We start from the raw sequence: 23,732 nt of genomic DNA, 5'->3' as shown, positions 1-23,732 counted from the left end.
TGCAGGTTCAGGGGCAAGGCGCCTGGCCCGGCGTGTAGCCAAGCGATTCGGCGGCGACCAGCGCGCTGGCCGGCGGCATCGTTTCCGGCACCGGCACCATCGGCAGCAGTGCCGTGTATGCCAGCGCCGGGCAGTCGGCGCCGCTGCCGCACAAACGCACGCGCACGAAGCTGATGCAGCCCGGGCCGTGCGAATCGCGCGCGCAGTTGATGCGGTTGGCCAGCGGGCAGGCCGGCAGCAGGGGCAACGGAGCCAGCTCGCCGGCGGCGCTTTGCCACAGGTAGTCGATGCGGATATTGGCGCTGCTGACGTTGGGCGCCAGCGGCAGCGCGCCATCATCGCCGCCAAACAGCGCCGCTTGGCGCAGCGCCTGCATGGCCGCCGGGTCGCTGAAGTCCGTGATCGCCGCGGCACGCGCCGCGCGCTGGGTCACTTCTGGCAGCGTGTTCCACAGGAAGAGCAAGCGGCCGTATTCGAACATGGCGAACAGCAAGGGCATGAACACCAGGCAGACCATCCCGAATTCGATGGTGGCGTTGCCGCACTGGCGGGCTGGCTTAGTCGTCACGGCCGACCTCCGCATACACCGACAGCAGCACCGGCTCGGTGCCAAGATCCACGATGGCCTGGTTGTCCACGCTCACCAGCACGCCGATCTTGGTCGGCGTGTAGTTCGCCGGCAGCGTGCTGCAATTGCCAGGATCGCACAGGAACTCCACGTTCAGCGTCTGCACGTCGACCGCGGCAGCGGCCAGCGTCTGGTCGACCAGGGAACGCGCGCTATCGAGCACCACGCCGCGCCGGCTGGCATCGCGCAGGATCTCGAGCGGCACGGTGGACAGGAAGCGCGCGGCATTGCTGGCGGCGCGGTCCACGGCGGCGCCATTGATGGCCAGCCGTCCGATATTCAGGGCCAGGACCAGCAATGGCGCCAGTACGGCCATGACCAGGGCGGCCTCGATGGCGGCAACGCCGCGGCAGCGCAGGCGCTTCATCGCAGCAGCTCCACGTCGGTCGCCAGCGCCGCCAGCTCTCTCTCGCTGAGGATGCCGGCGAACTCGCCCGGCACTTCGGCGGCCGAGGCCTGCGCCGCCAGGAAGAAGCGCGCCACTGCCAGCACCGTGCCATCGACATGGACGCCGGCCGGCAGCGGGCAGGCCAGCAGGGGTACATACAGCAGGCGCCGGTCCTTGCGGCCCAGGTAGCCGGCGGGCGGCGTCTTGAAGCCGTTATTGCTGTAGGGCCCCGAGGCGGGCCAGCTGGTGCCGGTGGCGCTGAAGACCGGCGCTGCCGGGTACAGGCTGTTCCAATGGTTGAACAGGAAGACACTGTTGTTGCTGCGCCTGGCGGGGCCGTATGCCCACAGCGTGCCGTACTGCGCCGGCGGCACGGGCGGCAGGGGATAGGCGCCGTCGGCAACCGTCATCAGGGGCCGGCCGGCGGCCGGGGTGCTGGAGGCGGCCGAGGCCTGCGGCGGATTGCTGCTCATCCAGCTTGCCAGGGCGGCGCGGTACTCGCGCACGTTGCTGTCCGGCGGCGCCGTGTAGGGGTCGCAGGCATCGCTGCCGCTGTAGTTGCCAAAGCGCGAATTGAGCTGCTGCCACAGGCCGAAGCTGCCGTTGCGGCGCAGGTGCAGCGCGCCGGCCAGCGAGGGGTATGCCAGCTTGCCGACGCACATGAACGGCGCCACCTGGCTGTCGCTGGTGCTGGCCGCTGCCGCGACGCCGCCCGGCGGGCTGGCCGGGTCGACCAGGAAGAATTCGCCGCTGGCGGCGCCCGCCGCCGGATTCAGCGCCAGCAGATTGTAGGTGACGCCAAAGCGCAGGCCGTACTCGATGCGCTCGTCCAGGCCGGCGCCGTTGAAGCGCGTGGCGACGGGCACGCTGCTCGGCGCACACACGGCCAGGGGCAGCACGCGCACACCGTTCGGACCGGCCACGGCGCGCGCGCCCACCGTGGTGGCGTCGCTGCCGCCCAGCAGGCGGCCAAAAGCCACCGGCAACACCGTGAACGCTTCGCCTTGCCCGGCCATGTCGGCGCGCGCATAACGCAGTCCGCCGGGAGCTCCCTGCGCTGCAGCGGCGTCCAGCCAGGGGCCGGCCGCATCGGCGGCAAACGACAGCACGGCGGCATTCAAGTCGACCAGGCCGACGCTGCGCACACGGCGGCCCTGCACCGCGGTGCGTGCGGCCGAGACCGCGCTGGCGACCCCGCTTGCCGTGCCATCGAGCTTGTGCGCGGCGCTCAGCGCCGCCGAATCGGCCACCTGCTGCAGCTGGCCCTGGCGCTGGAAGGCCATCGACAGCTCCAGCGCCAGCCCGCACACGCCGAGCGCCAGCGGCAGCACCAGGGCGGTCAGCATCAGCACCGAGCCGCGCTCGCGCTGGCGGTTCATTTGCGCTCTCCGCCGTCCGCTGCCGGCGCGCTGAAGGACTTGCGGTATTGCGCCTGGGCCGCCGCCGCCGCCGCGCCATCGAGGCCGGCGCCCTCGCCTTCCGGCTTGACCAGGCGGGCCGTGATCACGAACAGCAGTTCGCTGCGGTCGTTCTGGAAATCGCTGCTGCGAAACAGCGCGCCCAGCACCGGTATCTCGCTGAGCAAGGGAACGCCCTTGATGTTGTTGACCTGCGTGTGGCGGATCAGGCCGCCGATCGCAAAGCTCTGGCCGTCCTGCAGCTGTACCGTGGTGCTGGCGCGGCGCGTGGTAATCAGCGGGAAGATGGCGCGCCCGCTGAAGCTGCCGTTGCTGACCCCGATGCCGTCGCGCGACAGCTCCGATACTTCCGGCGCCACTTTCAGGTTGATGCGGCCGCCCGCCAGCACGGTGGGGGTGAATTTCAGGCCGACGCCGAACTCCTTCTCCTCCAGCGTGATGCGGTTGTTTTCCTGCGCCACCGGCACCATGACCTTGCCGCCGGCGAGGAAGTTGCCTTCCTGCCCGCTCAGGGCCATCACCGTCGGCTCGGCCAGGATGCGCACCTGGCCATCCTGCCGTTCCGCATCGAGCCGCACGCTGCTGCCGTTCGACTTCGTCAGCGCCAGGCCGCTGCCCAGCGTGCCGCTCAGGAAATCGGCCAGCACCATGGCGGTCCAGCTGCCGCTGGCGTGGCGCAGCGACAGGCCCGCTTCCAGCTTGTCGAGCAGGGTCTTGGACACTTCCGCCACTTTCACTTCCAGCTTCACCTGCTGCGGCGCGCTGACCGACAGCAGGTTCACCAGCCGCGGCCCCGCTGGTGAGGCTGGCGCCGGAGCGCCTTCCCGGCGCGCCAGCGGCTGCGGGGCCTGGCGTACGAAGGCTTGCGCCAGGTCCAGCACTTGCGCCAGCGTGGCGCCGTCGCTCACGCTGCCGCTCAGGACGATGGCATCGGCCGCGGCGCTGACCTTGATGGCGCGTTCCAGCGGCAGCAGCTCCGCCAGGCTGGCACGCAGCGGCGCGACGTCCAGCCCGACCGCCACCTCCACTACGCTGCAGGCGCCCGACCTGCCCTGCACGATCAGGTTGGTGCTGCCGATCTCCGCGCCCACCAGGTACAGCGTATCGGGCGCCACCAGGGTTGCCTGCAGCACGTGCGGATTGCCAATACTGCGGCCGCTCACCGGGTCGGCCAGGCGCATCAGGGTGGACTTGCCGAGTTCCAGCGCCAGTTTGCCGGGAACGGCAGGGGAACCGGCGCAGCGCAGCTGGTCGCTATGCGCCGGCGCGGCAGGAAGGAGCAACAGGGCCAGCGCGGCCGGCAGACGGATAAGGGTCGATCGCATGGCGCCTCCTCACAGGCATTCCTTGCTGCTGCGGTTGCCATCGATGACGCCGATGCAGTAGCGCACCGGCTCGGCCGAAGGCGGCAGGGCGGCCCGCGCCAGGCGCGGCGCGGCGGCCGGCATTGCTGCGGCGACTGCCGTTGCCGGCGCCGGGGCGGCGCCCGCGCCCAGCACGCTGTGGCGGGTCGCCCCCGGCGTGGCGCCGGGCTGCGGGTCGACCTGGTTGCGCAGCACCAGCGACAGCGTGCCGACGCTGCGCGCCAGGTCGAGCTGCTCGGCCTGGCCGGGCGTGACTTCCAGCGTGACGGCGTTCACCACGCGCGGCTTGGTGTCGTCGCGCGCCACTTCCTGCGCCACGGCCAGTACCAGGATGCGCTCCAGCACGATCTTCGACAGCCCGGTTTCGCTGCCGTTGCTGCCGTTGTTCTGTGCCGGCGCATACACCAGGATGTCGACGAAGTTGCCCGGCAAGGCAAAGCCGGCCACCCCTACCACGTCGTTGACGCGCACCGTGATGGCGCGCTTGCCTTCGGCAATCAGGGCCGACAAGCCGCCCAGCGTCCCGGCCGGCGCCAGCTTGGCTGCCGTCACCGGCTCGCCGCGCTGCACGCTGGCCTTGAGCACGCGGCCTGCCAGCGCCGCCGGTTCGTGCTGGGCGCCGGCCGGCAGGCTGCTGGCCGGCCATTCGGCCAGCGCCACCATCTCCGGCGCCAGGCGCTGGCCCAGGCCGACATCGGCAGCCGCCACCGCGATGCGCACGGTGGACGCAGCGGGCTGGCGCAGCCAGCGCGACGCCAGCAGCACGGCGGCCAGTCCCAGCACCATCGCCAGGCCCAGCATCAACAGGGCGCGCCGGCTTTTCATACGGCACCATCGGCAAACATGCTGGACCAAGCCTGGTCCAGCGTGGCCGGGCTCAGGCTCGGCACGGTGCCGGCGAAGCCGGCAAATTCGGCGACGCGCGCCACGATTTCACGCGGCAGGCTGGCCAGCAAGGGCTGGCCGCTGCCGCGGTGCAGCTCGCCGACCAGGTAGGCCAGGGCCGCTTCATCGGCCTCGATGCCGCGCGCCCGGCATTGCTGGCGCAGCAGGCTGCGGTAGCTGGCTTCGGGCAGCGGCCCCAGGGCGACCTTGTAGCCGATGCGGCGCAGCGCGGCACCGTCCAGCAGCGTTTGCGGCGCCAGGTTGGTGGCAAAGGCCAGCACGGCCTGGCAGGGCACGCTGAAGGCATGGCCGCCAGGCAGCGCAAGCTGGTCGGTACCGGTATCGAGCAGTTGCGCCAGGCGGTTCAGCAGCGCAGTCGCGGGCATGCGCTGGCGCCCCAGGTCATCGATGATCAGCAAGCCGTGGCAAGCCTTGACCTGGGGCGGCGCCAGATAGCAACCGCCAGCCGGATCATGGCGCAAGTCCAGCATGGCGCCATCGAGCTCGGCGCCCAGCTGCACCACGGGGCGCTGGCACAACTGCCAGCGCATGTCGCCGCCGCGGGCGCCGGATGGCCGGCCGGGCAAGGGCGGCGGCGCCAGGTGCACCGCCGCGTCATGCAGCTGGATGATGGCATTGCCCACCGCCACCGCATACGGCACCGCCACCACGCCTTGCAGCAGGCGGCCCAGCTTGCGCGCCAGCGTGCTCTTGCCGCTGCCGGACGGCCCGTACAGGCACAGCGAGCGCCCCGCATGCATGGCCGCGCCCACCAATTCGTGGATGCGCGGCGGCAGGCAATCGTCGCCGAACACGCCGGCTACGTCGGCGGCCAGCACCGGCGGCAGCTGCAGGGCCTGGCGCTGCAGCTGGGCACGCCAGGCTTCGAGCGGCACCGGCGCCGGGCCAACGTAGGGCGCGCGGTCCAGCCACTCCGCCGCGCGCTGGCGGCCGATGCCGGTCAGCTGGTATTGCACGTCGATATCGGAATCGCCACGCCAGGCTACTTCCACCAGCTGTTCACCCTGCAGGCCGTCCAGCACCTCGCGCAGCACATTGATCGACAGCCGCAGGCGGCCGGTCAGCACCGACAAATGGCATTTGCCCGCGCCCAGCAAGGCCTTGCCCGCCAGTTCGGCCAGCATGGCCGCTTCCAGGCCGGTGTCGCGCACCGTGCGCGGCGGGGCTGGCAACAGCGGCTGCTCATCGTCTGCAAAATCGATCATGGTGACCTCCTGTTGGAAACGATGATAGCCATGGGTTTCCCGGTGGATATTGAGGCGGAACAAAGGTCAGCGATGCGCCAATGCAACGGTGGCCAGGGTGCCGGCCGCGATCGCCACGGCATAGGGCATGCCCTGTGCCTTGCCGCCGCGCCAGCGGGCCAGTTGCAGGCAGCACAGGGCCAGCACCCCGCCGGCCAGCGCGCTCAGCACGGAAAGCTGCAGCGCCTGCCAGGGGCCGAGAAAGCTGGCTGCCATGGCCGCCAGCTTGACGTCGCCGGCCGCCATCCCGCCCAGGGCATACAAGGGCAGGAACAGCAGCAAGCCGACCGCCGCGCCGCCCAGTCCCTGCGCCAGCAGCGCGCCGGCGCCGCCCAGGCGCCAGTGGAGGGCCAGCGCCAGCAGCAAGCCCGCCGCCACCAGCACATTGGGGATCCGGCGCCAGGCCAGGTCCGTCACTGCCGCCTGGAGCACCAGGCACAGCAGGATGATTTCGAGTCCGCTCATGGCGAAAAGGCTGGCAACCCGGCCGCCGCCGGGCGCCAGCCACCCCATCAAGGCGACAGTGCCGTGACCACGCGGCCAAAGACGTCTTGCAGCTCGGTCGAGACGCTGGTCATTGCCGTGGCGACTGCAATTGCAATGAGCGAAGCGATCAGGCCATACTCGATTGCCGTCACGCCCCGCTCATCCCTGATGAAACGCCTCACTGCGGAAAGTGCTTTCATGATGAACTCCTTCGCTAGGAAAACTCTGACACCTGGACTGCGCATCATTGGCTTTACTATAGGAGCCATTCCTACGAGCAAGTTGATATTGCGCAAGCTTTCCGCACAGAACTTTTTCTCGCTGTGCGGTGTTCTATGTCAAACTGGAGCTGCGGGAAGTGTGTTGCAATGAGGTCGCGTTTTGCATGAAATTGCGCAAAGTTAATTGCCGAGAATACAAAAAAGATTTATCCTGATCAGCTATTCTTTAGAAAGCCCCTTGCTTTGCCGCTGAGCGCCTAGTTACCGGACACTCACATGGATTCCCTTCTGAAACATATGGTGGACATGACCGGCCACCGCGATCACGCGATGCTCGACATCTCGGTGATCTCGGCGGTGGCGGAACTGGCGTCCGCCACGCAGGCACGCGTGCTGAGCATCGTCAATGTACGGGGCCAGCTTTACGTGCGTGCGCGCGCCGTGATCGAACAAGGCCGCCCGGCGCGCATGGAGGAGTACCTGGACCCGGCCATCCCGGGCGATCCGGTCAGCAATTTTCCCGCCCTGGCGCGCTGCCTGGCCCACCATGAATCGAGTGCCGACTACATGTCACCCGAGGGTGAGCACACACTCTGGCTGCCGATCTGGATGGGCGACAAGGCTGATACTTGCCTGGAAATCATCAATCCGACGCCTTACACCAGCGACACCATCCACATCATCGGTGGCATTGTCAGCGTCTACCGCAATTTCCAGAACCTGCTCGATTACAGCGAACGCGATTCGCTGACCGGCCTGCTCAACCGCAAGACCTTCGACGACCAGCTGGCCAAGATGCTGCAGGCGTCGGCCGAGCACGACGTGCTGGCGGTGCCGCCGGACGGGCTGGAGCGCCGCAACCCGCAGGAACAGGAAAAGCAGTGGCTGGCCGTGGTCGATGTCGACCATTTCAAGGCCGTCAACGACAAATTCGGGCATTTGTACGGCGACGAAGTGCTGATCCTGATCGCCAACCTGCTGCAATCGTCCTTCCGCGCCCAGGACCGCGTGTTCCGTTTCGGCGGCGAGGAGTTCGTCGTGCTGCTGCGCTCCTCGACGCTGGATAACGCCAAGAAGATCATCGAACGCTTCCGCATGAACGTGGAACAGCACGAATTCCCGCAAGTCGGGCAGGTGACGGTGAGCGTCGGCTTCGTCAGCATCAGCGCCTATGAAGCGCCGGTGATCATCCTTGGCCGCGCCGACCAGGCCCTGTACTACGCCAAGAGCCATGGCCGCAACATGGCCTGCCACTACGACGAGCTGGTCAGCGGCGGCCAGCTGCAGACCGTCGAATCCAACGACACCGCCGAATTCTTTTGACGCTCTGGCTCAGGCCAGGGTCAGGAAGCGCATCGGGTCCACCTGCCATTTCGCTGGCGATTCATGGCCGACGATCTTGTCGCCGCCGCCAAAGCCCAGGCCGCGCGACAGGTCGACCGTTTCCGGCTTGATGTATACATTATTCTTCGTATTGAAGAAGACGTTCACCTTGGGCGCCAGCAGGTTGCTCTCGTGCGGCTCGACCACCACGCCGAGGCGGCCCGACTCCAGCATCACCAGCGTGCCCACCGGGTAGATGCCGACGCAGCGCATGAATTCCTGCACCAGCTTCGGGTTGAAATGGTGCTTGCTCCACTCGTAGATCTTGCGCAGGGCGGCGGCGGCCGGCAACCCCTTGTGATAGACGCGGTCTGCGGTGATGGCATCGTAAACGTCGACAATTGCCGCCATCTGCGCGATCTCGCTGATATCGTCGCCGGCCAGCTTGTCCGGGTAGCCGGTGCCGTCGCGCCGCTCGTGGTGGTGCAGCGTAATGTCCAGCGCCAGGGCCGGCACCTCGGGCGATTGCTTCAGGATATTGAAGCCATCCATCGGGTGCTTCTTGATGATGGCGAATTCTTCATCGGTCAGCGGGCCCGGCTTGTTCAGGATCGCATCCGGCACCAGGGCCTTGCCGGTATCGTGCAGCAGGCCACCGAGGCCGGCTTCGCGGATGACGTCCTGGTCCATGCCGCGCGCATTGGCGAAAGCCACCAGCAGCGCGCACACGCTGACCGAATGCAGGAAGGTGTAATCGTCCTTGGACTTGATGCGCAGCAGGCCGAGCAAGGCGCCCGGGTTGCGCAGGATGGATTCCGTAATGTTCTGCACCACCGGCTGGACGGAGCCGATTTCGATCGCCTTGCCGAGACGGGCATCGGCCATCACATTGCGCACCACGCCGGCCGCCTGGCTGCGGATCTGCGCCGCGCGCTGCAACTCCTCGCCCAGGGAGGTGCGGATGATGCGCGACGGCTCTTTGGCGATCGCTTCGACTTCACGCTCGGTGGCGGCCTGGGCCTCGGCCAGCGAGGGCGCGTCTTCCACGTCCAGCCCTTTGGACGCATCGATGACCACGTCATGGATGCCGGCCTGGATGATTTTCTGGATCTGCTCCTGGCTGGAAATCTCGAAGCGGTTGCGCACGAACGGGTGGGTCATCCAGTCACAGCTCAGGTCGTGGATATACATGCCGACCTTTAACTGCGCCGAATCGACTTTCTTTAACATGGTGGGACTCGCGAAGTAAATGCGTGAAGAACGTTAGAATAAGTATACACAATGTTATCCTACGGGAATATGGAACTTCGCCAACTGCGTTACTTTGTAGCCATCGTCGACCACGGATCGTTGTCGCGCGCCGCACTGGTATTGCATGTTGCACAACCCGCCCTGACCCAGCAGCTGCGCCAGCTCGAAGAAGAACTGGGGGCCCAGCTGCTGCACCGCAGTGCCCAGGGCGTGCTCAGCACCGATGCCGGCAAAGTGTTTTATGACCATGCCCAGGCGATCCTGAAACAGGTGGCCGATGCCCGCTCCGCCGTCACCCAATCGGCGCGCCCTTCCGGCAGCGTTACCATGGGCCTGCCGCACAGCATCTCCGGCGCCCTGGCCCTGCCGCTGCTGACCGCCGCACGCGAGCAATATCCCGACATTACGCTGCAGTTGACCGAAGAATTGACCGGAAACCTGGCAGAACAGCTCAAAAGCGGGCGGGTTAACCTGGCCGTGCTGTTTGACGACGGCCAGCTGACGCCGTTTGCCGCCACCCCCCTGGCGGAAGAAGAGCTGCGTTTCATCTGCCGCCACGACGCGGTATGGTTCACCGACCGCGACACGGTCACCTTGCAACAAGCCTTGAACACCACGCTGATCTTGCCAGGCTTGCAACATGGCGTGCGGCCCCGCATCGAAGCCATGGCGCGCGCCGCCGGGCTGGTAATTGGCAATGTCATCGAAATCAACTCGATCGCCATCCTGAAGTCGGCCATCATGGCCGGCATGGGCGCCACCATCCTGCCCGTGGCCCCGGTACTGCCCGAAATCGAACACGGCCGGATGCGCAGCGTGCGCATCGACAGTCCGGCCATCAGCCGCACCGTAGTGCTGTGTGCTTCCCGCAACATCCCCCTGACCAACGCCGCCAACGCCATCGCCGCGCTGACCCAGCAAGTCGCCGCCGACCTCTGCCAACGCAAAGCCTGGCCCGGCGCCCGCCTACTCGGCTGAGCCCGTGTCAACCCTGGGGTCTGACCCCAAGGTTGACACGGGCTCAGCGGAGCATGCAGGCTTTCAGCTTAGCACCAGCGTGCGGGTATTGCTGGTATTCAGGTCGATGTCGATCAGCCGGCCATTCTGGTCGAAGGCCAGCAGGTGCCCATCCTGCAGGGCTATGCCGCCGGCCTGGGCACGCGGGAGCATGATTTCCAGCACGCGCTTGTTTTGGCTGAGCGCCACGGCGGTGCAGCGCCAGTCGCCGTTTGCTTCCTGCGCGTGCAGCAGAAGCAGGCCTTGGCCTTGGCAAACGCTGGCGGTGGCCGGAATCGTCTCGGAGTCCAGCAGTTTTCCCGCCTGCAGCACGGAACCCGGTGCGCCGCGTGTCATGAACAATGGCGTATCGCCCGCCGCATTCGGCAGGATGTAACTCGCGTCTGCCGGAACATCGAACAGGTCGCGTTGGAACAGGCGCCTTGCCGGCAGGGCGTAACGCCATTGCTGTATCCCGTCGGCGCCCTGCAGCAGCAGGGCCTGGATATTGCCTTCTTCCTGCAACCCGATGATTTCGCCCGGCAGGTCGGCGACCTGCCACAAGGCCGTGAATCCGGCGCTGGCGGTATCGCACGCGATCAGGCGCTCGCCGGCAACCACGCTCCAGCTGGCGCCGTCATAAGCGCTCGCCCAGTGGCGCAGCGCTTGCGAAAACCAGTCGGCGGTGCGGCGTTGCAGCAAGTCGAGGCGGCTGACGCGGACCTTGCTGTCGCGCCGCACCAGGGCCAGCGCCTTTTCACCGCTGGCGGCCAGCACCAGGTGGCTGGCCGGAGCCGGGAAGTGCGCCAGCCGCCTGCCGTCGGCGCGCACGCGCAGCACGCCTGCTTCGCCCAGCGCCAGCAGGTAACCGCCGTCCGGCAGCCGGCGCGCATCGTGGATGCGCAGCAATCCGCGCTCATCGAGCGTCTTCTGCAGCGGCCCACCGCGTTGGCAGACCGCCTGGCCGACCGCGTCCCGCGGCAGTTTCAGGGGCGGCATGTCCGCCTTCAGGCTGGTATGTTCCGCCAGCGCCAGCAGGCCCTGGATGACATCCTGGCGCAGGGCATTGCGGTTCGCCATGCGTTCCGCCAGCACGACGCGCAGCAATTCCTGCCCAAGGCGGCGCGTGGCCTGCGAATGCGGCTTGAGCATGGCCAGGTTTTCGGCAGCCAGCACGCGCCGGGCCTGGGCGTCCTCGCCCTGCTCGCGCAACAAGGACTGGATGGCTGGCATACTGCCGGCCAGGCTGTCCGGATCGAGGGCCAGGCGCCGCACCAGCATCAGTACGCCCAGGTGGCCATCGGCTGCTTCCGCCATGCGAATCCACTCCAGTGCCCTTTCACGCTGGTCCGGCAAGGGCCAGATTGCCTCGACAGCCTGCGCCAGCAAGCCGCGCGCGGCCAGGTCTTCCGCCCATTGCAGGCGCAGTTCCGCCGCGCGCGGATGGCCGGACTGCTCCAGCCTGGCCAAGGCCTCGGCATACGCGTTGTGCAGCCGTGCCAGGGCCAGCGCACGTTCGACATTGCCGGCCTTGAGCCACAGGCGCACGGCGACCGCGGCCTCAAGCTCCATCGACTCGGCCATCTGCGCGGCTTGCCTGAAGCGCTCCTTGCGCTCCAGGTAGTCTGCCGCTTCCTGCCCCTGCTGCAACAACTCGGCCAGAACGAAGGCTGCTTCGTCGATTTTTCCTTCCCGGTCCAGGTTAGCAAAGGCGCGGCGATACATCTCGCGCAGATGATTCTGCGTCTGGTCGTCCAGCCCGATTCCGGCCCCGCCATGGCTTGGGCCGGTGATATCCAGGCTACCGCGCCGGCGCGGCGTGCCGAATGCATGGCGTGTCAGCGGATTTTTCGCGTCAAGCGGGATGGCGTGGCGCAGGGCCTCATGCAGGTCGCCCTTTTCGAACATGTCCATCGTCTTGCGCAAGTAGGCGGCCTGGCGCATGCCCATCAGTTCCGAGACCTTGGTCAGCATGGCCAGCTTGTCCAGCACCTGGCGCATGAGGCCGGGCCGGTCGGGCGCCTGCGGGCCCGGCCCGGCGCCCGCTTTGGCCGCGCGGCCATTCGAAGCTCCGCTGCCCTGGCCGCCGCCGGACCTGCGCCCCAGCAACCCGCCCAGCAAGCCGCCCAGCAGCCCCAGGGTCCCGCCGGGCAAAGCCAGGGCTGCGAGCGCAATACCGGATGCCGCCGCCTTCGCGGCGGTCCCCATGCCCTGGCCGCCTCTCCGTATGCTGCTGCCCTTCCCCTGCCTGGCGGCGCGGGCTTGTTCCAGGAAGCGCTCGCGCGCCGCACTTGGCGGCGCAACGCCGTCCAGGATATCGCGCACTTCTGCCGGTCTTTCCGGCCTCCCGGGCATCTGGCTCGCCGCTGCGCGCAGCGGCATGCGCAAGGGCTCGCGCATGACCAGTCCATCCAGTGCCAACCAGCGCCATGCTTCAAGGCGCATGCCGGGCGCCAGGACGAAGGAGAACAGGCGGGCATCCTGCACGATCACGGCACTGCCCGGTGCAATGCCGGCACGTTCGTCTATAGCCAGCGGGGCGCTGGCCAGCAGGCCACCCTCCTCGCACAAGGGCAGGCCGGAAAGCCGGCGGCAATCGGTGCGGCGCGCCTGCGGCAGGACAAGCAGGTAGCCGTCGTGCAGGCTGTACACGTGGGCGCCGGTCTCCCAGTGTGCCAGCACGCGCTGGCGGGCCATGCCGTCGCCCAGCATGGCGCAGTCGAACCAGATGGCCCGCACCAACTGGCTGCCCTCGAAGACGGGACGGCGGACTTTATTCGTCATCGCCCTCTCCCAATGGCACCACGGTCAACAGCGGCACATCGTCATCGATGCATTGCACAGTCAGGGTATTCGATTTGGCACCAATCCAGGCCACACGCCGGCTGATCGGGTCGAAGCTGACCTTGGCGGCAGGCTCGCGCAGCGTGATCAGCACGTGATGCGCGTTACGCGCGCAGAAGTCGATCCGGAAGCGGTTCTTGCTCAAGACCAGCAGGCCGGGGAAAGTCTCCAGCTTCGTATCGGTACATCCCAGCACTTCACCCTGGTTTTCAATCACGGTCTGCGCCCATTCCCCGTCCACTCCGACGCGCCAGATTCCTTCACCGTTCGCTTCCTGGAAAGCATACAGATGGAGGGCGAAACAGGCCCGCAATACCGCCTCCCCCCAGACATCGTAAACAACGCGTTGATCGCTGGACGGGGTGAGGTCGACAACCGTCGTGTCCAGGGACTTCCTGTCCACATAGGCATACCGCAGCGTCTTTCCGAACTGCCAGGCGCCGACCACGTTCTCGGACACCACTTCGAACTGCGTCTCGATATTCGGCCCCGCGCTCCTTTGCCAGCGCACCAGCCTGCCGCCATAGTCCAGAACATAGACCCATTCGCGATGGCCTCGCTCCGTCAAAAAGTGGAACGCCTCGAGCAGACGGCCGGCACCTGGCGGCGCAGAGAATTGCCGCATATCCGGACGCTCCACCGGCGCGGTTTTCCGGCTGAACAAAGGCCCCGGAAAATCGCGGAAGGCCAGCTTGCCCTGCTCCAGCACCACCATTCCCTGGCAGTTCTTGTAGACCCCGGCGGCCAGGATTTCTCCTCTGGTCTTGTTCACCACGCGTGCCTTCCCGGCCGCCTCACCCGGACGCTGCGGCACCCGGTAAAAAGTCGTGCGGCCATCGATCATGGTCACCGCCAGCCAACCTGGATGGGAGCTGAACCGCGGCGGGTATTTCAATGACGGTTTCAAATGCGAGCCGCGCGTCGTTGCCTTGGCCACGGCGCGCTCGAAAGGATGGCGCAGCAGGCGGATGCAGGCATCCTGCGCAGGCAAGTTGAGCCTGGCCTCGCGGCGCGTCCCCTTCTGCACCACGCTGACTTGCAGGCCTTCTTCCAGCAGCATGCGTTCGATGCTGACGCGATGACGTGCCTGCGGCGGGCAATTGCTGGCATGCGCCCCAACCAGCCAGCAGTCGTCCTGCTGTACGCCCAGCGCCTGCGACCATTGTCCCAGCATCGTTTCATCGGCAGCCAGCAACGTACGGCCACGCAGCAGCGCAGTCATGCCTGCTTCGCCGCCCGTAGCATGCAGCTCGCCGGGCTTATGCAGCCAGCCCCAAAGGAACTCCGCGCCCGCCGCTTCGGCGCGCCGGGCAAGCAAGACGAACATGGCGATATGCACCAGGCGCGCCTCACCCAGTTGCAAGGGGCCCGCATCGAACAAGGCGACACTGCGCAACGGACGCTGGCTGGTCGACGGCTCCGGCCCGGTGAACAGCAGCTCATTATTGGCGGCGCGCCGGATGAATTCCTCCGGTGCCACGTCGGCATAAGCCCACTCCGTCAACAGCAGGCGTTCGTAGCTGCCGCGTTGAACGATATCGCCCACGCCGCCCGGCTCGACCTGTTGGCGTGCCGAGACCCGGGTCAGGGGACCCAGCATGGGCGCCAGGCGCAGCAGCAGCTCGCCCACCGGCTGCACCAACTCGGCATCGAACAGGGTTAGCCACGGCGCCCATGGCATCAGTTGCGGGTGCAGTTTCATGGCGAAAGTACTCCCGCCAGCCACTGCAGCGCGGCCTCGTCGAGCGGGGCGGCCGCATCGAGCGGCATGAAGCAGGATGGTTCTGGCCACAGCAACACCGGGCCGCGTCCCGCCTCATGCAGCAGCCGGTGCTGCAGCAGGTCGACCGGCAGGCCTGGGCGCAGCAGGGTCGGCAGCCACAGCATCGGTGCCTCGGGCGACGCCGCGCAGTAGCGGATGCCGTCGACCCATGGCAGTTGGCCGGCGTCGCCAAGCAGCACCAGCATGTCGGCCGTCGCGACGAAGCGCAGGCCTTGGCGTTGTGCATCCGAACGCAGCTGCAACTGCCGCAGCAGGGCATGCGCCGCCCTGCCGCATGCCACGGCGCCGGCCGGCGCCAGTGCCGCCTCCTGCGCAAGCCATTGCATCGCCATCAGGCCCAGCTCATGGTGCCAACCAGCTGGGCACGGCACTGCGCCAGGTCGGCCGGCATATTGCGGGCGTCAAAGTTTGCATCAATCTCGCGTAGCAGGGCTTCCACCTGCCCGCGCTCCGGCGCTGGTTTACCCTCGTCCAGCAAGGCCTGCGCGCTCTCCAACAGGCGCGCCACGCGCGCTCCGGGATGTTGCGCCGCGCTTTCCGTGACCGACAGCAGCAGCGGATGGCGCGCTTGCGCCAACACTTCGCGCAGTACTTCGCGCGCGCTCTTCTGGCCCGCGTCGGTCGGGATCGCGTACAGCAGCGGCCACAAGTCGGCGACGCTGGCAGCGCTGCGGCCGGCCAGGGCGGCGGCGGCGGCAATCAGGCTTTGCGATTTGACGATGCGCCGATCCGACAGCGGGATATTGGCTTCGCGCAGCAGGCGGATGGCGTGGGCCAGGGCCGGCCGCGCCGGCGCCATGTCGACTTGCGGCACGGCGCGGTTCAGCAAGTCCAGCGAAGCCAGTTCGGCGCGCGGCACGACGCTGCGGCGGTTGACTTGCCAGCCCCCGGCCAGCAAATCTTCCAGGCGGTTGTCCGGCACCGGGTCAACGAAGGTATGCAGCAGGAAGCGGTCGGCGAATGCCGACAGGCCTTCGTCCTCCGGCAGGCCGTTGGCGGCGCCCACGCACAGGCGCAGCGGGCACTTGATCTGTGTGTGGCCGCGCCGGAACTGGCGCTCGTTGAGCAGGCCAAGCAAGGTGTTCAGGATGGCAGTCGATCCCAGGAAGACTTCGTCCAGGAAGGCGATTTCCGCTTCCGGCAGCATGCCTGCCGTTTCGGTTTCGACCACGCCCTCGCGCAAACGCGCCAGGTTGACCGGGCCAAACAGCTCGGATGGCTCCGTGAATCGGCCCAGCAGGTATTCGAAATACTTGCCGCCCAGGCTATGGGCGACGCGGCGCACCACGGCGCTTTTTCCCGTGCCCGGCGGGCCGACCACCAGCAAGTGCTCCTGCGCAACGGCGGCCAGGATCATCAGTTCGGCCAACTGGTCGCGCTCGACCAGGCCATCGGTTGCTTCGCGGATGGCATCGCGCAGGCGCAGGGAGGCTTCGGAAAGGGAGTTACTCATCATTCAACGGCATGGCAAATTTGCTAAATCATGCCTGCGTCATTTCCCACCGTCAACTTCAGCCTTGCCTTCCCAGCGCGGCGAACATGCTCCTGGCCATCATTTTTTCTTATACCCCCATCCCCAAACCGTATTTCCGTATACGTAAAGTAAACCGTAGACTCCCCCGCTGAAAAGGCCTGCACACCCGCAGGCGTTGTGACTTAGGCAAGGACGCGCTTACCCGGCGCCGACCAGTGCCAGGCACGCACCCGAATCATGATTTTGGAGACAGCCACCATGCCAGACGGCAGCAACTCGCCCGTACTACACGACGTCAGCCTCGACGACAAATTCACTTCCACCACCGGTAAAGTTTTCCTGTCCGGCATCCAGGCGCTGGTGCGCTTGCCAATGATGCAACAACTGCGCGACGCGCGCGACGGCCTGCACACCGGCGGTTTCATCTCCGGCTACCGCGGTTCGCCGTTGGGCGGCCTGGACGAGACCCTGTGGAAAGCCCAGAAGCACCTGGAACAGCACAATGTGCAATTTGTGCCGGGCGTGAACGAGGACCTGGCGGCGACTGCCGTCTGGGGCTCGCAGCAGGTTGACCTGATCGGCCCGGCCAAGTACGACGGCGTATTCGCCATGTGGTACGGCAAGGGCCCGGGCGTGGACCGCTGCGGCGACGTCTTCAAACACATGAACCATGCCGGCACGTCGAAAAACGGCGGCATCCTGCTGGTGGCCGGCGACGACCATGGCGCCTACTCCTCCACCCTGCCGCACCAGTCGGACCACATCTTCTCCGCCTGCATGATTCCGGTGCTGTATCCATGCAATGTGCAGGAGTACATCGACCTTGGCATCCATGGCTGGGCCATGTCGCGCTTCTCCGGTTGCGCCGTTGCCTTTAAGGCGCTGGCCGACACCGTGGAGTCGAGCGCTTCGATCGATGCCGACCCGTTCCGCGTTGAGGTGAAGCTCCCGCAAGACTTCGTGATGCCGGAAGGCGGCCTGAATGCCCGCCTGTCTTCCATCCCGCTGGGCCAGCAGGCGCGCAACCAGGAAGCGCTGATGCAGGACTACAAAATCTACGCGGCCCTGGCTTACGCCCGCGAGAACAAGCTGAATCACACCACCATCGACTCCAAGGACGCCAAGCTGGGCATCATCGCCTCCGGCAAGTCCTACCTGGATGTGCTGGAAGCGCTGGAAGAGCTGGGCATCGATGAAGCGATGGCGGCCACGGTTGGCCTGCGCCTGTTCAAGGTCTCGATGCCATGGCCGCTGGAGCCGGATTCGGTGCGCGAGTTCGCCCAGGGCCTGGACGAGATCCTGGTGGTGGAGGAAAAGCGCCAGTTCGTCGAGTACCAGTTGAAGGAGCAGCTGTACAACTGGCGCGACGACGTGCGTCCGCACATCATCGGCAAGTTCGACGACAAGGGCGAGTGGGTGGCCCCGCGCGGCGAATGGCTGCTGCCGCCGAAAGCTGACTTCTCCGTGTCGCAGGTGGCGCGCGTGATCGCCGGCCGCATCGCCCGCTACATCGCCGACGCCAGCATCCAGGAACAGATCAAGGCGCGCCTGAGCTTCCTGGAAGCCAAGGACGCGGTACTGAAGAAGGCCATCGAGACCCCGTTCCGCCCGGCCTTCTACTGCTCCGGCTGCCCGCACAACACCTCGACCAAGGTGCCGGAAGGTTCGTTCGCGCTCGCAGGCATCGGCTGCCACGTGATGGCGACTTCGATCTACCCCGAGATGAACAAGCTGACCACCCATATGGGCGGCGAAGGCACGCCCTGGATCGGCCAGGCTGCATTCAGCAAGGTGCCGCACGTGTTCCAGAACCTGGGCGACGGCACCTACTTCCATTCCGGCTACCTGGCGATCCGCGCCGCCGTGGCGGCCAAGGTCAACATCACCTACAAGATCCTGTACAACGACGCCGTGGCAATGACCGGCGGCCAGCCGGTGGACGGCACCGTCTCGGTACCGATGATCGCGCAGCAAATGGCGGCCGAAGGCATCAAGCGCATCGCCCTGGTCACCGAAGACCTGTCGCGCTACACCGACCGTTCGGCTCTGCCTTCCATCGTTTCCCTGCACGACCGCAAGGAGATGGACGCCGTGCAGCGCGAAATGCGCGAGCTGCCGGGCTGCACCGTCATCATCTACGACCAGACCTGCGCCGCCGAAAAACGCCGCCGCCGCAAGAAAGGCGAGTTCCCTGACCCGAACAAGCGCATGGTCATCAACGAAGCCGTGTGCGAAGGCTGCGGCGACTGCGGTATCCAGTCCAACTGCGTCTCGATCCTGCCGAAGGAAACTGAATTCGGCCGCAAGCGCACCATCGACCAGTCGAGCTGCAACAAGGACTATTCCTGCACCAAGGGCTTCTGCCCCTCCTTCGTCACCGTCGAAGGCGGCACGCTGAAGAAAACCCGGACCGGCACCGCCAAGAACGACGACTGGGGCGATATCCCGGCACCGGTACTGCCAGGCATCGAGCAGCCCTACAACATCCTGATCAACGGTATCGGCGGCACCGGCGTGATTACCGTCGGCGCGCTGATGGGCATGGCCGCGCACCTGGAAGGCAAAGGCGCGTCCGTGCTGGACATGACCGGCATGTCGCAGAAGAACGGTTCCGTGACTTCCCACGTCAAAGTGGCGAAGACCCCGGCCCACCTGCGCGCGCAGCGTATTGCCACCGGCGAGGCTGACCTGATCCTGGGCTGCGACATGCTGACCTCCGGCGCCTACGACGCCGTCTCGAAAATGCGCCCAGGCCGCACCTTCGCCATCGTCAACCAGCACGAGCAGCCGCCCGGCACTTTCGCGCAGAACGCCGATTGGCAGTACCCGGCCGAAAGCGTGGAAGCGCTGATCACCGAATCGGTCGGCGGCGCACAGTCCGTGGACTTCATCAACGCCACCAGGCTGGCGACCGCGCTGATGGGCGATTCGATTGCCTCCAACCTGTTCATGATGGGTTACGCCTTCCAGAAGGGCCGCATCCCGCTGAGCGAAGCAGCCCTGCTGCGCGCCATCGAACTGAATGGCGTGGCGGTGGAATCGAACAAGCGCTCCTTCCTGTGGGGCCGCCGCGCCGCCGTGGATTTCAAGCGCGTGGAAAAGACTGCGACCCCGACCCAGGCGGTCGTGGTGCAGATGCCACAGTCGCTGGAGACCATCATCAGGAAGCGCGTCGAGTTCCTGACCGCTTACCAGGATGCTGCGTATGCCGCCACCTATGAAGACCTGGTGCAGCAAGTGCGCTCGAAAGAGACCCTGCTGGGCCTGGGCAACAAGCTGTCGACCGCGGTCGCCAAGTCGCTGTTCAAGCTGATGTCCTATAAAGATGAATATGAAGTGGCGCGCCTGTACACCGATGGACGCTTCGTGGAGCAACTCAAGTCCCAATTCGAAGGCGATTTCTCGCTGAAGTTCAACCTGGCGCCGCCGCTGTTCGCGAAAAAGGACGCCAAGGGCCACCTGGTGAAGGCGGAATATGGCTCGTGGATGTGGAAGGCGTTCCAGCTGCTGGCCAAGTTCAAGGGCTTGCGCGGTGGGGCATTCGATATCTTCGGCTATACCGAGGAGCGTAAGATGGAACGCGCGCTGATCACCGAGTTCCGCGGCGTTATTGCTGAGCTTCTGGACGGGCTGTCGGCGGCAAACCATGAACAGGCGGTGGCGATTGCTGCGCTGCCGGAGAAGATCCGTGGCTTCGGCCATGTGAAGGAAAAGGCTGTGGCGGAGTACAAGATGGCTAAGGCGAAGATGATGGCTGCTTTCAAGAGCGGCGGTCAGGCGCATGCTGCTTGAACCGCTACCCCGGTGTCTGACCCGCAGGGTCAGACACCGATGACGCGACGGCCGCTGGACCGGTGTCTGACCCTGCGGGTCGGACACCGGTTTACCGGTTTTGCTTGACTTGACGTTAACGTAAACGTCATATAATCAAAATTCCCCCGTTCCAAGGAACACAAAACATGAACGACCTCGCCAACGCCAAGAAACTCTCCGCTGAGCCAGAGCAGGCCAAGACCGCGAACAAAGTGCGCTTTGTTACCGCCGCGTCCCTGTTCGACGGCCACGACGCCTCGATCAACATCATGCGCCGCATCCTGCAATCGCAGGGCGCCGAAGTGATCCACCTGGGCCACAACCGCTCGGTGGACGAAGTCGTCACCGCGGCCCTGACCGAAGATGTGCAAGGCATCGCCATCTCCTCCTACCAGGGCGGCCACGTCGAATACTTCAAGTACATGATCGACCTGCTGCGCCAGCGCGGCGGCTCGCACATCAAGGTGTTCGGCGGCGGCGGCGGCGTGATCGTACCGAGCGAAATCAAGGACCTGCACGACTACGGCGTGACCCGCATCTTCTCCCCCGAAGACGGCCAGCGTATGGGCCTGGTCGGCATGATCCAGTGGATGGTGCAGCAATGCGACGTCGACCTGTCCACCTACTCGCCGACCCAGCTGGATGCCATCCGCGACGGCGACATCGAACAGCGCCACCGTCCGCTGGCCCAGCTGATCACCGCGCTGGAAAACGGCAAGGCTTCCGACAAGCTGCGCGCCGAACTGGCGGCAGCGTCGAAGGCGGCCACCGCCCCCACCCTGGGCATCACCGGCACCGGCGGTGCGGGCAAATCCTCGCTGACCGATGAACTGATCCGCCGCATCCGCCTGGACCAGGGCGACGCGCTGAACATCGCCGTGATCTCCATCGACCCGTCGCGCCGCAAATCCGGCGGCGCGCTGCTGGGCGACCGTATCCGCATGAACGCGATCAATCCCTGGAACGGCAAGACCCGCGTCTTCATGCGTTCCCTGGCAACCCGCGAAGCCGGTTCCGAAATTTCCCAGGCACTGCCTGACGTGATCGCAGCCTGCAAGGTGGCGGGCTTCGACCTGGTGATCGTGGAAACCTCCGGCATTGGCCAGGGCGATGCCGCGATCGTGCCGCACGTTGACGTGTCCATGTACGTGATGACGCCGGAATTCGGCGCCGCCTCGCAGCTGGAAAAGATCGACATGCTGGACTTCGCCGACTTCATCGCGATCAACAAATTCGACCGCAAGGGCGCGCAGGATGCACTGCGCGACGTGGCCAAGCAATACCAGCGCAACCGCGAAATGTGGAGCAAGCGTCCGGAAGAAATGCCGGTATTCGGCACCCAGGCATCCCGCTTCAATGACGATGGCGTGACCGCCCTGTACCAGGGCTTGCTGCCAGTGTTGGCAGGCAAAGGCCTGAAGACCACCAAGGGCGTGCTGGCCCCGATGGACGTGCGCTTCAGCTCCGGCAAGAACGTGATTGTGCCGCCGGCGCGCGCACGCTACCTGGCCGAAATCTCCGACACCGTGCGCGGTTACCACAAGAAGACCCAGGCGCAAGCCAAACTGGCGCGCGAGCGCCAGCAGCTGCAGGAGTCAAAACGCATGATGGCGGTGGCCGGCAAGTCCGTGGCGGACTTCGACGACCTGATTATCGAGCGCGACCACGCCATGGACGGCGGCGCCAAGAAGCTGCTGGCCCAATGGCCGGACATGCAGGCAGCCTACGCCGGCGACGAATACGTGGTGAAGATCCGCGACAAGGAAATCCGCACCGGCCTGGTGCAGCACACCCTGTCCGGCACCAAGATCCGCAAGGTTTCGCTGCCGAAGTACGAAGACCACGGCGAGCTGCTGCGCTGGCTCATGCTGGAAAATGTGCCGGGCTCCTACCCCTTCACCGCCGGCGTGTTTGCCTTCAAACGTGAAGGCGAAGACCCGACCCGCATGTTCGCGGGCGAAGGGGATGCATTCCGCACCAATCGCCGCTTCAAGCTGGTGTCGACCGGCATGGACGCCAAGCGCCTGTCGACCGCCTTCGACTCCGTCACCCTGTACGGCGCCGACCCTGCGATCCGTCCGGACATCTACGGCAAGATCGGTAACTCCGGCGTGTCCATCGCGACCCTGGACGACATGAAGGTGCTGTACGACGGATTCGACCTGTGCAACCCAAGCACTTCCGTGTCGATGACCATCAACGGCCCTGCCCCTGCGATCCTGGCGATGTTCATGAACACCGCCATCGACCAGCAGGTGGAGAAGTTCGTCACCGAGAACAAGCGCCAGCCGTCCGAAGACGAATACCAGAAGATCAAGGACTGGGTGCTGATGAACGTGCGCGGCACCGTACAGGCCGACATCCTGAAGGAAGACCAGGGCCAGAACACCTGCATCTTCTCGACCGAGTTCTCGCTGAAGGTGATGGGCGACATCCAGGAGTACTTCGTACACCACCAGGTCCGCAACTTCTACTCGGTGTCGATCTCCGGCTACCACATTGCGGAAGCGGGCGCGAACCCGATCTCGCAGCTGGCCTTCACGCTGTCCAACGGCTTCACGTTCGTGGAAGCCTACCTGGCGCGCGGCATGCACATCGACGATTTCGCGCCGAACCTGTCGTTCTTCTTCTCCAACGGCATGGATCCGGAATATACGGTGCTGGGCCGCGTGGCGCGCCGCATCTGGGCCGTGACGATGAAGGAGAAGTACGGCGCCAACGACCGCTCGCAGAAGTTGAAGTACCACATCCAGACTTCCGGCCGCTCGCTGCACGCGCAGGAAATCGACTTCAACGACATCCGCACCACGCTGCAGGCGCTGATCGCGATCTACGACAACTGCAACTCGCTGCACACCAACGCCTATGATGAAGCGATCACCACGCCGACCGACGAATCCGTCCGCCGCGCACTGGCGATCCAGCTGATCATCAACCGCGAATGGGGCCTGGCAAAGAACGAGAACCCGAACCAGGGCGCCTTCATCATCGAAGAGCTGACCGACCTGGTGGAAGAGGCCGTGCTGCAGGAATTCGAACGCATTGCCGAACGCGGCGGCGTGCTGGGCGCGATGGAAACCGGCTACCAGCGCGGCAAGATCCAGGAGGAATCGCTGCTGTACGAGCACAAGAAGCACGACGGCTCGCTGCCGATCATCGGCGTGAACACCTTCCGCAACCCGAAAGGTTCCGAAGCCCCGGCCACCATCGAGCTGGCCCGTTCCACCGACGATGAAAAGCAATCGCAGCTGTCCCGCCTGGCGGACTTCCACGCCCGCAACGCGGACGTCGCACCGGCCGCCCTGGCTGCGCTGCAAAAAGCGGCCATCGACAACGAAAACGTGTTCGCCAAGCTGATGGACGCAGCCCGCGTCTGCTCGCTGGGACAGATCACGACCGCGCTGTTCGAAGTCGGCGGCCAGTACCGCCGCAATATGTAAGGCGCGCGAGCGCCGCGTCAATGGGGTCAGGCCCTTGGGTCTGACCCCGCTATTCCGGTTCTAGTTGAAAAACAGCCAGACCAGCAGCAGCACAATCCCCGGCACCCCCAACAGCCAAGCCAAGAAATACTTCCCCATGACAGCCTCCCTGAA

Annotated in this window: 17 protein-coding genes; 4 read left to right on the top strand and 13 right to left on the bottom strand. The window is 65.9% G+C overall.

Annotated features, from left to right (window positions below; all coding sequences use genetic code 11):
* Positions 1-7 precede the first annotated feature (7 nt).
* The 8 genes from ACWBU6_RS03015 to ACWBU6_RS02980 form a co-directional block, all read right to left on the bottom strand.
* Positions 8-568 (bottom strand): TadE/TadG family type IV pilus assembly protein, encoded by a 561-nt coding sequence (locus ACWBU6_RS03015; protein ID WP_452647399.1) that lies wholly within the window; start codon positions 566-568, stop codon positions 8-10.
* Positions 558-995 (bottom strand): TadE/TadG family type IV pilus assembly protein, encoded by a 438-nt coding sequence (locus tag ACWBU6_RS03010; protein ID WP_452647398.1) that lies wholly within the window; start codon positions 993-995, stop codon positions 558-560. Before ACWBU6_RS03010 ends, ACWBU6_RS03015 begins: the two co-directional genes overlap by 11 nt.
* A complete protein-coding gene (locus ACWBU6_RS03005; RefSeq protein ID WP_452647397.1) occupies positions 992-2,395 on the bottom strand; it encodes a pilus assembly protein TadG-related protein in 1,404 nt (467 codons plus the stop codon). Before ACWBU6_RS03005 ends, ACWBU6_RS03010 begins: the two co-directional genes overlap by 4 nt.
* Positions 2,392-3,759, bottom strand: a complete 1,368-nt coding sequence (locus ACWBU6_RS03000; RefSeq protein WP_452647396.1) for a type II and III secretion system protein family protein — start codon at positions 3,757-3,759, stop codon at positions 2,392-2,394. The genes ACWBU6_RS03005 and ACWBU6_RS03000 overlap by 4 nt, the downstream gene beginning before the upstream one ends.
* A 9-nt stretch (positions 3,760-3,768) precedes the next feature.
* On the bottom strand, positions 3,769-4,623 hold the full coding sequence (cpaB, locus tag ACWBU6_RS02995) for a Flp pilus assembly protein CpaB (RefSeq protein ID WP_452647395.1): 855 nt from the start codon (positions 4,621-4,623) through the stop codon (positions 3,769-3,771).
* Entirely contained in the window at positions 4,620-5,909 is a 1,290-nt protein-coding gene (locus ACWBU6_RS02990; RefSeq protein WP_452647394.1) for an ATP-binding protein, read from the bottom strand. Before ACWBU6_RS02990 ends, cpaB begins: the two co-directional genes overlap by 4 nt.
* A gap of 66 nt (positions 5,910-5,975) precedes the next feature.
* A complete protein-coding gene (locus tag ACWBU6_RS02985; RefSeq protein ID WP_452647393.1) occupies positions 5,976-6,413 on the bottom strand; it encodes an A24 family peptidase in 438 nt (145 codons plus the stop codon).
* Between the two features lie 47 nt (positions 6,414-6,460).
* Positions 6,461-6,634 carry a Flp family type IVb pilin gene (locus ACWBU6_RS02980; protein WP_452647392.1) on the bottom strand — a complete coding sequence of 58 codons (174 nt, stop codon included), beginning with the start codon at positions 6,632-6,634 and terminating at the stop codon, positions 6,461-6,463.
* A 297-nt stretch (positions 6,635-6,931) separates the two neighbouring features.
* Between ACWBU6_RS02980 and ACWBU6_RS02975 the strand changes: the two genes are divergently transcribed.
* Positions 6,932-7,978, top strand: coding sequence for a GGDEF domain-containing protein (locus ACWBU6_RS02975; protein ID WP_452647391.1), 1,047 nt, complete (start codon positions 6,932-6,934; stop codon positions 7,976-7,978).
* A 9-nt stretch (positions 7,979-7,987) separates the two neighbouring features.
* Here ACWBU6_RS02975 and ACWBU6_RS02970 read toward each other — a convergent pair whose 3' ends face one another.
* The gene (locus tag ACWBU6_RS02970; protein ID WP_452647390.1) at positions 7,988-9,208 is read right to left on the bottom strand and encodes an HD-GYP domain-containing protein; all 1,221 of its coding nucleotides are present in this window, start codon (positions 9,206-9,208) and stop codon (positions 7,988-7,990) included.
* A 69-nt stretch (positions 9,209-9,277) separates the two neighbouring features.
* Here ACWBU6_RS02970 and ACWBU6_RS02965 point away from each other — a divergent pair, with 69 nt between their 5' ends.
* Positions 9,278-10,207: a LysR substrate-binding domain-containing protein gene (locus ACWBU6_RS02965; RefSeq protein WP_452647389.1), complete on the top strand. Its 930-nt coding sequence runs from the start codon at positions 9,278-9,280 to the stop codon at positions 10,205-10,207.
* Positions 10,208-10,270: 63 nt separating this feature from the next.
* Here ACWBU6_RS02965 and ACWBU6_RS02960 read toward each other — a convergent pair whose 3' ends face one another.
* Genes ACWBU6_RS02960 through ACWBU6_RS02945 form a run of 4 tightly spaced genes read right to left on the bottom strand, consistent with a single transcriptional unit; the run spans position 10,271 to position 16,308 of the window.
* Positions 10,271-13,009, bottom strand: coding sequence for a bpX6 domain-containing protein (locus ACWBU6_RS02960; protein WP_452647388.1), 2,739 nt, complete (start codon positions 13,007-13,009; stop codon positions 10,271-10,273).
* A complete protein-coding gene (locus ACWBU6_RS02955; protein WP_452647387.1) occupies positions 12,999-14,771 on the bottom strand; it encodes a hypothetical protein in 1,773 nt (590 codons plus the stop codon). Before ACWBU6_RS02955 ends, ACWBU6_RS02960 begins: the two co-directional genes overlap by 11 nt.
* A complete protein-coding gene (locus tag ACWBU6_RS02950) occupies positions 14,768-15,184 on the bottom strand; it encodes a bpX5 domain-containing protein (RefSeq protein WP_452647386.1) in 417 nt (138 codons plus the stop codon). The genes ACWBU6_RS02955 and ACWBU6_RS02950 overlap by 4 nt, the downstream gene beginning before the upstream one ends.
* Positions 15,184-16,308, bottom strand: coding sequence for an AAA family ATPase (locus ACWBU6_RS02945; protein WP_452647385.1), 1,125 nt, complete (start codon positions 16,306-16,308; stop codon positions 15,184-15,186). Before ACWBU6_RS02945 ends, ACWBU6_RS02950 begins: the two co-directional genes overlap by 1 nt.
* Positions 16,309-16,584: 276 nt before the next feature.
* Between ACWBU6_RS02945 and ACWBU6_RS02940 the strand changes: the two genes are divergently transcribed.
* Positions 16,585-20,118: an indolepyruvate ferredoxin oxidoreductase family protein gene (locus tag ACWBU6_RS02940; protein WP_452647384.1), complete on the top strand. Its 3,534-nt coding sequence runs from the start codon at positions 16,585-16,587 to the stop codon at positions 20,116-20,118.
* 167 nt (positions 20,119-20,285) lie between these two features.
* The gene (gene icmF, locus ACWBU6_RS02935) at positions 20,286-23,579 is read left to right on the top strand and encodes a fused isobutyryl-CoA mutase/GTPase IcmF (RefSeq protein ID WP_452647383.1); all 3,294 of its coding nucleotides are present in this window, start codon (positions 20,286-20,288) and stop codon (positions 23,577-23,579) included.
* Positions 23,580-23,732 lie beyond the last annotated feature (153 nt).

The organism is Pseudoduganella sp. HUAS MS19, assembly GCF_053615455.1.
The sequence above is the reverse complement of the archived record's forward strand: the minus strand, read 5'-3'. Positions and strand labels throughout refer to the sequence as shown.

Coding starts and splice junctions, on each gene's coding strand:
- icmF (WP_452647383.1), top strand. CDS start 20,286: ATGAACGACCTCGCCAACGCCAAGAAACTCTCCGCTGAGCCAGAGCAG.
- ACWBU6_RS02955 (WP_452647387.1), bottom strand. CDS start 14,771: ATGAAACTGCACCCGCAACTGATGCCATGGGCGCCGTGGCTAACCCTG.
- ACWBU6_RS03000 (WP_452647396.1), bottom strand. CDS start 3,759: ATGCGATCGACCCTTATCCGTCTGCCGGCCGCGCTGGCCCTGTTGCTC.
- ACWBU6_RS02965 (WP_452647389.1), top strand. CDS start 9,278: ATGGAACTTCGCCAACTGCGTTACTTTGTAGCCATCGTCGACCACGGA.
- ACWBU6_RS02980 (WP_452647392.1), bottom strand. CDS start 6,634: ATGAAAGCACTTTCCGCAGTGAGGCGTTTCATCAGGGATGAGCGGGGC.
- ACWBU6_RS02960 (WP_452647388.1), bottom strand. CDS start 13,009: ATGACGAATAAAGTCCGCCGTCCCGTCTTCGAGGGCAGCCAGTTGGTG.
- ACWBU6_RS02940 (WP_452647384.1), top strand. CDS start 16,585: ATGCCAGACGGCAGCAACTCGCCCGTACTACACGACGTCAGCCTCGAC.
- ACWBU6_RS02985 (WP_452647393.1), bottom strand. CDS start 6,413: ATGAGCGGACTCGAAATCATCCTGCTGTGCCTGGTGCTCCAGGCGGCA.
- ACWBU6_RS03010 (WP_452647398.1), bottom strand. CDS start 995: ATGAAGCGCCTGCGCTGCCGCGGCGTTGCCGCCATCGAGGCCGCCCTG.
- ACWBU6_RS02975 (WP_452647391.1), top strand. CDS start 6,932: ATGGATTCCCTTCTGAAACATATGGTGGACATGACCGGCCACCGCGAT.
- ACWBU6_RS02945 (WP_452647385.1), bottom strand. CDS start 16,308: ATGATGAGTAACTCCCTTTCCGAAGCCTCCCTGCGCCTGCGCGATGCC.
- ACWBU6_RS02950 (WP_452647386.1), bottom strand. CDS start 15,184: ATGGCGATGCAATGGCTTGCGCAGGAGGCGGCACTGGCGCCGGCCGGC.
- ACWBU6_RS02970 (WP_452647390.1), bottom strand. CDS start 9,208: ATGTTAAAGAAAGTCGATTCGGCGCAGTTAAAGGTCGGCATGTATATC.
- ACWBU6_RS03005 (WP_452647397.1), bottom strand. CDS start 2,395: ATGAACCGCCAGCGCGAGCGCGGCTCGGTGCTGATGCTGACCGCCCTG.
- cpaB (WP_452647395.1), bottom strand. CDS start 4,623: ATGAAAAGCCGGCGCGCCCTGTTGATGCTGGGCCTGGCGATGGTGCTG.
- ACWBU6_RS02990 (WP_452647394.1), bottom strand. CDS start 5,909: ATGATCGATTTTGCAGACGATGAGCAGCCGCTGTTGCCAGCCCCGCCG.